Raw genomic sequence first — 7822 nt, forward strand, 5'->3', positions numbered from 1 at the left:
GCGCCCCGGCGGCCAGCGCCTTGGCGGCGCGGGCGCCTTCCCACATCCGGCCGCTGACGAGCAGGCACTCCTCGGGTCCCGGCCGCACCCGGCGCAGGCACTCCGCGAGCGGCAGGCCCACGTCGTCGAGGAAGGCGAGCGGGGCCCAGCCGGAGCCGCCCTCGGCGCCGTCGACGGTGACCGAGTCGGCGCCGGCCGCCCAGGCGGTGGCGGCCGCGGCCCCCACGTCGCGGGCGGGAGGCAGCTTCACCCAGATCCTGGCCCGGGGGAAGTTGTTGCGCATCAGGCGGACCTGGTGGGCGAGGATCTCCTCGGTGAAGGTGCCGGGGCTGCCGCTGCGCAGCACTCGGGAGGTGCCGTGGCCGAGCACGGGCTCGACGGCGTACTGCTCCTCCAGCCGCTCGGCGTCGGCCGCGTCGACGACGGTCATGCCGCCGAGCCCCGGTTTGGCGCCCTGACCCACCTTCAGCTCGAAGGCGAGCCGCCCGGCGTCCAGCAGTGGCCGCACGGAGGGGTCGCTGTAGACGAGGTTCCAGATCTCGGCGTCGGCGTCCTCGGTCGACTGCTGTACGGCCACACCGCCGGCGCCCTCCAGGGCGCCCTGGTAGGCGGCGATACGGCCGAGCAGGGTGCGGCCCTCGCGTTCGCCGAGCCGTCCCGTGCCGTTGACGGGGCCGATGTTCTCGCCGACGACGATGGGGATGCCGAGCCGGGCCGCCTGCCGGGCTGCGGCCACGCCCAGGTCGCGGCTGGCGACCTGGGTGGAGCCGAACGCGGAGACGTACAAGGGCAGTTCGGCCGGGAAGCCGCCGATGTCGGTGGCCGTGTCCACGTCCCGGTACAGGGGTTCGCGGGCCAGCTCGATCAGTTTCTCCAGCCGGCGTGGCATGAAGGCCGGCGGCACCAGCCGGGTCCGGTCCAGGACGTCGTCGCCGCCGCGCCCGACGGCGCCGAACAGTTCGGTGCCGTAGGCGGACGCGGGCGGGAAGACGCGGGCCGCGCCCTGCCGGGCCCTGGCCCGTATCTCGTCCTCCGGGAAGCCGGAGGCGTGCAGTGCGCTCATGTCGGATCGCTCCCTCGCATGGGTGGGCTGCTGTGGTGCGCCGGCTCGTGGGCCGGTCTCATGAGCGGGCCCGCGCGGGCTCGCGGTGCGGGCCGGTCGTGGTGAGTTCGCCGAGGTCCAGGCGGGTCTCGACGTAGTGCAGCGCGTCGAGGAGGCCGCTCGAGGTGAGGGCGGCGGCGGGGCGGGCTTTGACGACCTGCCCGATCGGCATGGCGCCGACGGAGCTCCAGCCCAGCCGGCCCCGCTCGTCGATGAATCCGGCGCTGCGGCCGGCGTTGTCGGGGTGCAGGCAGTACGGCACGTCGAGCCAGCCCCGGCCGAACGCCGTGAGCAGTCCGCGGCCGATGTCGGGGCCGAGACAGAGCACCGCCTCCACCAGGGCGCGGGCCTCGGCGTACACCTGGCTGTCCCGGTCGCCGTCGACCGGCGCGGCCGGGCCGCCCGGGCGGACGGTGCGGGCGGTGTGCGCCGAGGTCTCCAGGGCGGCGACGTTCTCGGCGACGGTGGGGATGCGGCGCGCCTCGACCGTGGTCTTCACGATGAGCCGCTGCGCACCGGCCCGCACCGCCAGCCGTACCGCCCGGTCCTGGAGGGCCCGGGCACCGGACGGCGTGCGCGGATAGACGCCCATGTAGGTGTAGACGACGATGTGCCAGTCCACGCCGGGCAGCAGGTCGGCGGCGAGCGCCCGCAGCGCTCGTACCGCCTCTTCGTCCTGGTGCGGGTCGGTCTGCTGCGCGTAGCTCAGGGAGATGCTGCGCAGCCCGTGCCGGACGAAGAACATCCCTTCCAGCAGGGACAGCGCGACGAGCAGTCCGGGCGGACACAGCTGGCCCATCATGCAGCCGCCGAAGGACTCCAGATGCGGTTCGACGCCCGGCCGGCGGGCCTCGGCGAGCAGTTCGCAGGCCCGGGTCCAGTTGTCCACGGCCTCGGCCAGCGGGGTGCGGCTGTAGGGCAGGCAGTAGGAGACGGGGCCGCCCTCGGAGGCGTGCAGTCCGGCCGCGAGCAGGCCGCGCACGATGCCCTGCGGGGCGGCGGACCCGTGCCGCACCTGGACGGGGAACCCGGGGCCGTCGATCCCGTCGAGCATGCGGCGGGTGGCGGCCGGGCCGTGGGTGAGCAGCGGGTAGCCGTTGAGGTCGGTGCCCTCGGTGACGGCACGCCGGGCGGCGTTGAGGTCGCCGACCCTGGTGTAGCTGTCGAGGGTGAGGGTGCCGACCGCGGTGGCGTCCGCGTCGCGGGTGGCGAGCAGGCCCCGGCGCATCCGCTCCGGTGAGCCGAAGCCCATGCGGGGCTGGACGACGAGTTCGCGCGCGTTACGGACGAACGCGCCGAACCCGGTGGTGGTCGGGGCGTCCATCAGCGGCACACCCCGGCCGTGAGCGTGTCGAGGTAGCGGCGAAAGGGCGCGGCCCCGGCGCTCTCCTCGAACACCTCCGCGAACCCGGCGGTCCGCAGCCGAGGCAGCCAGGCCCGGGTGGTCTCCTCGGCGGTGCCGAGCTTGCCGCCGATCACCACCGGGAGCGCGGCGAGCCGCGGTTCGGCGCGGAACCGCGCGATCAGCCGCAGTCCGTCGGCGGCACCGTGGCCGTTGACGCTGCTGACCACGACGAGGTCGGGGCGTTGGGCCAGCGCCTCGGTGGCGACGAGTGTGTCGGGGGCACAGCCCCCGAGGTTGGTCACCCGGTGTCCCCACTCGGTGAGGAGGAGTTCGAGGTAGATCAGGTTCCAGGTGTGCGCGTCGGACGAGGTGCCGGTCACCACGATGTCGAGCCCGGTGGCCGGGGCGCCCCGGGTGGGGCCCGCGGCGCCGCGGGTGGTGGTCTGCATGCGGACTGCTCCCCCGTCCGGTCAGTGCCCGGCCCGTACGGCGGTGCCGTACGCGGACGTCGTGGCACCGGCGGTCTCCCCGCCGTCGATCACGAGCTCCTGCCCGGTGAGGAAGCCGGCCTCGGCCGAGGCCAGATAGAAGAAGGCCGCGGCGATCTCGGCGGGGTCGGCGTGCCGTCCGGCGGGGATGCGCGCGTTGGTGTCGGCGAGCATCTCCTCGGTGTACTCGGCGAGTTGCATGGGCGTGAGCACACCGCCGGGGCTGACGCAGGCGGTGCGCACCAGCGGGCTGAGTTCCAGCGCGAAGGTCTGGGTGAGGGCGACGATGCCGGCCTTGGTGGCGTTGTAGTCGGCGTAATAGGGGTATCCCCGGCGGCCGTTGACGGATGCCGTGGCCAGCAGGACGCCGTGGCCCTGGTCGGTCATGAGGCGGGCGGCGGCCTGCCAGACGCCCAGGACGCCGAGGAGGTTGACGTCGGTGATGCGGCGGGCGTCCTTCTCCTGGATGTCCAGGACGCCGTGCCGGACGCTGATGCCGGCGTTGGCGATGACCACGTCGAGGCGTCCGGTGTCGCGGTGGACGTCAGCGAGGGCCTCCCCTACGGCGTTCCAGTCGGCGGTGTCGGCACGTATCCACCGTCCGGCCGGGCGGCCGTCCGGTTCGGGTGCCTTGATGTCCAGGTTGACCACGTGGTCGCCCGCCTCACTGAAGCGCAGGGCGGTGGCGCGGCCGATGCCGCTGGACGCGCCGGTGATGACGACGGTGCGCATGTCTGACTCCTAGGTGGCACGTGCGGGTCGGAAAGAGAAGGGGGCAGCGGGCGGCCGGGGTCAGAACAGCACCCGGTGGCGCGTCATCCGGCTCACCGGGGCCGCCTTGCGCAGATCGCGGCTGACGATCATCCGCTTCAGCCAGCGGTCGCTGCCGTCGTAGCGCACGGGGTAGGACTTGCGGCCGTGCACCGCCAGGTAGTTGTCGACGATCAGCAGGCTGCCCTGCTCCACGACGACGGTGTGCTGCACCCGCTCCAGCTCGGCCATCAGGGTGTACACGGCCCGTTCGGCCGCCGGCTCGTCCGAGGCGCAGCGCATGAAGGGCAGGTCGATACGGAGATAGGGCCGGTCGGGGTCGCCGAACAGGACGGGCACGGCGTCCGGGGAGTGCAGCATCTGCTCCATGCGGGTGAGCGCCGGGTGGTCGGGGTGCCGCAGCTGCAGCTGCCGGATGTGCTCGTCGTCGGGGAGGATGTGGAACAGCGGACGCATCAGCAGGGCCAGGTCCTCGCGGCTGAGCTTGACGTCCCGGACGGAGGCCAGGATGGTCGGCACCTGGTCGTGGTTGCGGATCCCGAACAGCAGCAGATAGTCGCAGCGGCCGGGGTGGAAGCCGTCCTCGGTGTGGAACTCCAGCAGGGTGGCGCTGCCGTGGCCGCTCTGGCGCTCCTCGTCGCCGCGGATCGGCAGGATGTTCTGGATCATGCGGCCGAGTTGCAGGGTGGACCAGGTGAAGGGGTCGCCGAGCGCGGTCGCGCACATGGCGAGGAACAGCTCCTGTTCCAGGGTGGCCGCCGGGTCCGTGGCCTGGTCCCAGTGGCCGGGGGTCGGTCCGACGGCGCTGTCGTCGACGGGGAAGCCGTGGATCAGCAGGCCGGCGGCGGACTCGGTGCGCCGGAAGCTCTCCAGGAAGCCCTTCAGGCGCGGGGGCAGTCCGGCGTCGGCGAAGCGGTTGTCGGCGTAGCGGGCCGGGTCGGCCGGGTCGGGCAGGGAGGCGGCGAGTCCGGCCACCTCCTCCCGTATCCGGGACACCTCGGCGTCGGACAACTCGTACTGCAGGACGGTCTCTTCGATCATGGATCGGCTCTTTCCTCGGTGTCAGTCCCGGTGCGGGGTGCGGACCAGGAGGGCGGCGATCTCGGCAAGGGGCTGCGGCCGCGTCATGTCCAGGTGGGCACAGGCGACGGCGTGGCCGTGGATCCGGCCGGTGACGTGCGGCCGCCAGTCGTCCGCCACGGGGGCGGCGGGGTCACGGTCCTCGGTGGCCGTGAAGTGGAGCAGATCGCCGTCGAAGACTCCCGGCTCGGCCGCCTCGGCCAGGGCTACGGTGTGCGCGGCGGCGGCCGCCAGCGACGCCACGAACGGCTCGTCGAACCCGGCGTCGAGACCGGCGTCGGCGGTGCCCTCCCGGCGGAGGAACGCGGCGATGTCGTCGGGGTCGAACCGGGTGTCGAGGGCCGGCCCGCGCAGCGGGTAGGCGTCCATCAGGGCGAGCAGGGCCACCTCCTCGCCCTCGGCGCGCAGCCGGCAGGCCAGGGCGTGCGCGATGTTCCCGCCGAGGGACCAGCCGAGCAGGTGGTACGGCCCCTGCGGCTGCACCTCGCGGATGCGGCCCAGGTAGTCGTCGACCAGGGTCTCCCAGCGGGCGGGCAGGGCCCGTTCGTCGGCGCCGGGCCGACGCGTCTGCAGGCCGTACACGGGCCGGTCGTCCAGGGCGGCGGCCAGTCCCGCGTAGCACCAGGCGAGCCCGGTGACGGGGTGAACGCAGAACAGCGGTGCCCCGGTGCCGGACGTGCTCAGGGGCAGCAGCAGGTCGGATCCGGCGCTGTCCCGGCCGTCGGCGCGGGCGGCGAGGGCGGCCACGGTGGGGGTGCGGAAGAACCCGGGCAGGGTCAGGTCCCCCAGGACGTCGGGCAGCAGGGCGCGGATGCGGGCGACCACCCGGGCGGCCAGGAAGGAGTGCCCGCCGAGGTCGAAGAAGCTGTCGTCCACGCCGGTGCCGCGCACCTCGAGGACGTCCTCGAACAGGGCGGCCAGGGACCGTTCCAGCTCGTTTCCGGGCGCCCGTCCGAGTCCGCCGTACTCGGGTGCGGGCAGGGCGCGCCGGTCGAGCTTGCCGTTGCCGGTGACGGGCAGCGCGTCGAGGACGACGAAAGCGGCGGGCACCATGTACTCGGGAAGGGTGCCGGCGAGGAACGCGCGCAGCCCGGAGGGGTCGGGCGTGCGGCCGGGCACGGGCACGGCGTAGGCCACGAGCCGCCGGTCGCCCGGCCGGTCCTCGCGGAGCACGACGGCACCGTGGGCGATGTCCGGGTGACGGCCGAGCGCGGCCTCGATCTCGCCGGGCTCGATCCGGAAGCCGCGCACCTTCACCTGGTCGTCGGCGCGCCCGCAGAACTCCAGGCTGCCGTCGGCCCGCCAGCGCGCCAGGTCGCCCGACCGGTACATGCGCGCCCCGTCCGCGAACGGACTGGCGACGAACCGCTCCGCGGTCGCGCCGGGCCGCCCGGCGTAGCCCCGGGCGAGACCGCGCCCGGCGATGTACAGCTCTCCGGTGACACCGGGCGGCACGGGCCGCAGCGCCTCGTCGAGGACGTACACCCGGGCGCCCTCCAGGGGCCGCCCCACGATGGGCGTGGAGGTGCCGCGCAGGGGTGTGGTCAGCGTTTCGACGGTGCATTCGGTGGGGCCGTAGAAGTTGTGGGCGGTCACGTCCGGTTCGGCGAGCAGCCTGCGCCACAGGGGCTCGGGGATGGCCTCGCCGCCGAAGGTCAGGGTGCGGGGGGTGAGTTCGGGGGTGCCGAGCAGCCCGTGCTCCAGCATCTCCAGGCCGTACGTCGGTGTGGTGTCGAGGAAGTCGACGCCGTGCCGTCCGACGTAGCCGACCATGGCCGCCGGGTCGCGCCGGGTGGCGTCGTCGAGGAGGTGCAGCTGGTGCCCGGCGAACAGGGCGAGCAGTCCCATCCAGGAGGCGTCGAAGGTGAGCGGCGCGGTGACGGCCACCCGGGCGGCGGGCCGGCCGGTGGCCCGTACATGCGCGGCGAACAGGGTCGACTCGTGGCTGTGCAGCAGGTTGACCAGGGCCCGGTGCTCCACGACGACACCCTTGGGGCGCCCGGTCGATCCGGAGGTGTACAGCATGTAGGCGGGGTGCGCCGGGTGCAGCGCGGGGACGTCCGGGTCGTGCCCGGGGCCGTCCGGCGCGCACCGGTCGACGTGCAGCACGGGCACCGTGTCAGGGGCGAGCGTGCCTGCCGACTCGGCCGTGCTGATGACCAGTCGGACGTCGGCGTCCTTCAGGACGTGGGCGATGCGCTCGGCCGGATGCCCGGTGTCCAGGGGCAGGTACACGGCTCCCGCCTTGAGCACGGCGAGCAGGGCCACGACCGACTCGACGGACCGGTCGAGCAGGACGGCGACCCGGTCCTCGGGTCCCGCGCCGCACCGGATCAGTTCGTGCGCGAGCCTGTTGGCGAGCGTGTTGAGCTCGCCGAACGTCAGCGTCCGCTCGTTCAGGACGAGCGCCGCGGCGTCGGGCCGGGCGGCGGCCTGGTCCTCGAAGTACCGGTGCACGGGGCGTTCGGCCGGCGGTGCGGCAGGGTCCTCGCCGCTCCACGCGCCCAGGACGAGGCCGCGTTCCGTGGCGGACAGCACGTCGGCCTGCCCGACAGGGGCGTCCGGGTCGCCGGCGAACGCGGCAAGCAGCCTGACCAGCCGGTCCGTCAGGGTCCGCATCGTGCCGGGGTCGAAGAGTTCGGTGGCGTACTCGACCGTCCAGCGCAGCCCCGCCGGGTCGCCGTCGGCCGTGTGGGCCTCCTCGACGCCGAACAGCAGGTCGAACTCGGCGACATGAACGTCGACATGGTGTTCCGAGGCCGTGGTACCGGCCAGGTCCAGTCCGCCGCCCGAGCCGTTCTTCAGGAGCAGCATGGTCTGGAAGAGGGGGTGGCGGGCGGTGGAGCGGACGGGGTTGACCGCCTCGACGACCCGCTCGAACGGCAGGTCCTGATGCGCATACGCCTCCAGGTCGGAAGCCCGCACCCGGGTCAGCAGCTCCCGGAACGTCGGATCACCCGACACATCCGTCCGCAGCACCAGCGTATTGACGAAGAAGCCGACCAGGTCATCCAGGCTGTCATCCGTGCGCCCGGC

At 73.8% G+C, this 7822-nt stretch carries 6 protein-coding genes; all 6 read right to left on the minus strand.

Annotation, left to right across the window (positions count from 1 at the left end):
- Nucleotides 1-1063: glutamate synthase-related protein (locus tag ACWD1Z_RS35890; protein WP_451124866.1), on the minus strand; the 1063-nt coding region annotated here is incomplete at its 3' end.
- Nucleotides 1064-1121: 58 nt separating this feature from the next.
- Nucleotides 1122-2426: a methylaspartate mutase gene (locus ACWD1Z_RS35895; RefSeq protein ID WP_451124868.1), complete on the minus strand. Its 1305-nt coding sequence runs from the start codon at nucleotides 2424-2426 to the stop codon at nucleotides 1122-1124.
- Nucleotides 2426-2896 carry a cobalamin B12-binding domain-containing protein gene (locus ACWD1Z_RS35900; protein WP_451124870.1) on the minus strand — a complete coding sequence of 157 codons (471 nt, stop codon included), beginning with the start codon at nucleotides 2894-2896 and terminating at the stop codon, nucleotides 2426-2428. The genes ACWD1Z_RS35895 and ACWD1Z_RS35900 overlap by 1 nt, the downstream gene beginning before the upstream one ends.
- A gap of 21 nt (nucleotides 2897-2917) precedes the next feature.
- Entirely contained in the window at nucleotides 2918-3667 is a 750-nt protein-coding gene (locus tag ACWD1Z_RS35905; RefSeq protein WP_451124872.1) for an SDR family NAD(P)-dependent oxidoreductase, read from the minus strand.
- Nucleotides 3668-3727: 60 nt separating this feature from the next.
- On the minus strand, nucleotides 3728-4747 hold the full coding sequence (gene gntD, locus ACWD1Z_RS35910) for a guanitoxin biosynthesis L-enduracididine beta-hydroxylase GntD (RefSeq protein WP_451124874.1): 1020 nt from the start codon (nucleotides 4745-4747) through the stop codon (nucleotides 3728-3730).
- 21 nt (nucleotides 4748-4768) lie between these two features.
- Nucleotides 4769-7822, minus strand: a 3054-nt coding sequence (locus ACWD1Z_RS35915) for a non-ribosomal peptide synthetase (RefSeq protein ID WP_451124876.1), incomplete at its 5' end; no start/stop codon positions are given.

It is taken from the genome of Streptomyces sp. NPDC002784 (genome assembly GCF_053592135.1).